1 protein-coding gene is annotated in these 2,055 nt (G+C 68.6%); it reads right to left on the bottom strand.

What is annotated here, in order from left to right; translation table 11 throughout:
* Positions 1 to 80: 80 nt before the first annotated feature.
* On the bottom strand, positions 81 to 2,055 hold a 1,975-nt coding region (locus AB1609_22360; GenBank protein MEW6049178.1), incomplete at its 5' end, for a UPF0182 family protein.

The following is a 2,055-nucleotide window of genomic DNA, read 5'->3' as shown; positions in this document are numbered from 1 at the left end:
GCCGCCACTCCCACCTACCCCCTTCGACCGGAACATATGGGTAGGTGGGGCAAGCTATGACAAGCCTCGGACCCCACGCCCTACGAGCCGCCCGCCAGCCTTTCCAGCAGGCGCTCGAGCTGCTCCATGGACCGTCCGAACGCCTCCCAGTCCCCCTCACCCAGCTGCCGGCGGGCATCCCGTAGCGTATCCAGGGCGCGGCGCACCTCACCGGTGTTCTGGGCGCCGCCGGGCGCCGCGCCGGCGCGGCCCTCCTGGCCCGGTCTTGTGGCACCGGCCGCGCCCGCAGCGGGCGCAGCGGGGACCGCCTGGCCGGTCAGAAGCCGGAGGGCGGCGTCCAGGTCGCTTGCCATGGCGAGCTGCGTCCCCGTGGCCGCCACCACACGGCGTAGTTCCGGAAGCTGGCTCTGCTCCGAGACCAGGAACAGCGGCTCGACGTACAGGATGGTTCCGGCGACCGGGAGCACGATCAGGTTGCCTCTCAGCACCCGCGAGCCGCGCTGGCCCCACAGCGTGAGTTCCCGGGAGATGTCCGGTTCCTGGTTGATGCGCGCCTCGATCTGCATGGGCCCGTAGGTGAGGCGATCCTTCGGCAGCCGGTACACCACCAGTTCCCCGTAGTGCGGCTCATCGGAGCGCGCCACCATCCAGGCTACCATGTTCTGCTTGCCGGCCGCCGTGAAGGGCAGGAAGAGCGCGAACTCCGGCCCGGCGCCCAGCTTCACCATGGCGTAGTAGGGCTGCATGACCGTCTCGGTCTCGCCGTAAACCTCGCGCCCGATGTCCCACCGGTCCTCCTGGTTGTAGAAGACCGCCGGGTTGGTCATGTGGTAGTTGGCCAGCACGGTCGCCTGCAGCGTGAACAGATCCTCCGGATAGCGCCAGTGCTGCCGCAACTCGGCCGGCATCGCCGAGGCGGGCTTCATGAAGCCCCCGAACAAACCCGAGAGCGACGAGGCCAGGGGATCCTGTTCGTCCACCCGGTAAAAGTCCACGGTCCCGTCATACGCGTCCACGACGACCTTGACGGAATTCCGGGCGTAGTTGCCCCAGCCCACCACGGGGCGCGCGTACGGGAAGCGGTCTGTGGTGGTGTAGGCATCCAGCATCCACACCAGCCGGCCGCCTTCCGTGATGACGGCGTAGGGATCCCCGTCGTAGCGCAAATACGGCATCAGGCGGCGGACGCGCTCCAGAACGGTGCGGTACATGATCACCCGGCTGTCGGAGGTGATTTCGGGCGACAACAAAAGTTCCATGCTCCCGAAGCGCGCGGTGAAAAGCAGCCGGTTCCACGGAGTCAGCCTGATGCCATCCCGGCCGGCGTAACGGATGAAGGCGTTCTCATCACCAGACGGATAGTCGAACTCCGGCCGGCGGGTGTTCACCACCACCCATCCCGCCGGCAATTCCCCGAAGTAGACCTGGGGCCGCTTCAGCTCCGGCCACCCTGGCTCGGAGCGGGGCGGGATGTTGGCTATCACCAAATCGGGCAACCCCCGGGGAGTCACGTCGGCGACCGGGCTCATCACGGCCCCATAGCCGTGCGTGTACTGCAGGCGCAGGTTAATCCAGGTGGGGTTCTGCAACCGGGCGGCGTTGAGTTCGCGCACGGCCAGCATGACCTGGCGGGTGCGGCCGTCAACGCGGTAGCGGTCCACGTCGACCTCGATGAAGTCGTAGTAAGGGCGAAACTCCTGGAGCTGGCTGTACGCCACCCCCAGCGGCCGCCAGTCCCACAGCCGGACCTCCCGCAGGAGATCCTGCTCCGCCGAGAAGTCAGCGCCGTCCAGGCTCTCCTTGGGGTCGAACGCCACCTCCCGCACCCGGTCAAGCCCGAACGCCTTCCGGGTCATGCGGATGTGGTTGTCCAGGTAGCGCTCCTCTTTCGCCAGCTCGCTGGGCCGCACCACGAACTGCTGAACGAGGCCGGCCACCAGTTCGCCGCCGAGGGCAGCCACCAGAGCGGCAGCCGCGAGCGCCGCCGCGTACCGGGCCCGGAGCCCTCTCGCCGCGCCTGCCGCCAGGAGCCCCGCCGCCGCGGCCAGCACGGCC

The sequence above is a fragment of the Bacillota bacterium genome, assembly GCA_040754675.1.
In the GTDB taxonomy this organism is placed as follows: Bacteria; Bacillota; Limnochordia; order Limnochordales; family Geochordaceae; genus Geochorda.
This window is presented reverse-complemented; position numbering and strand designations above follow the sequence as displayed.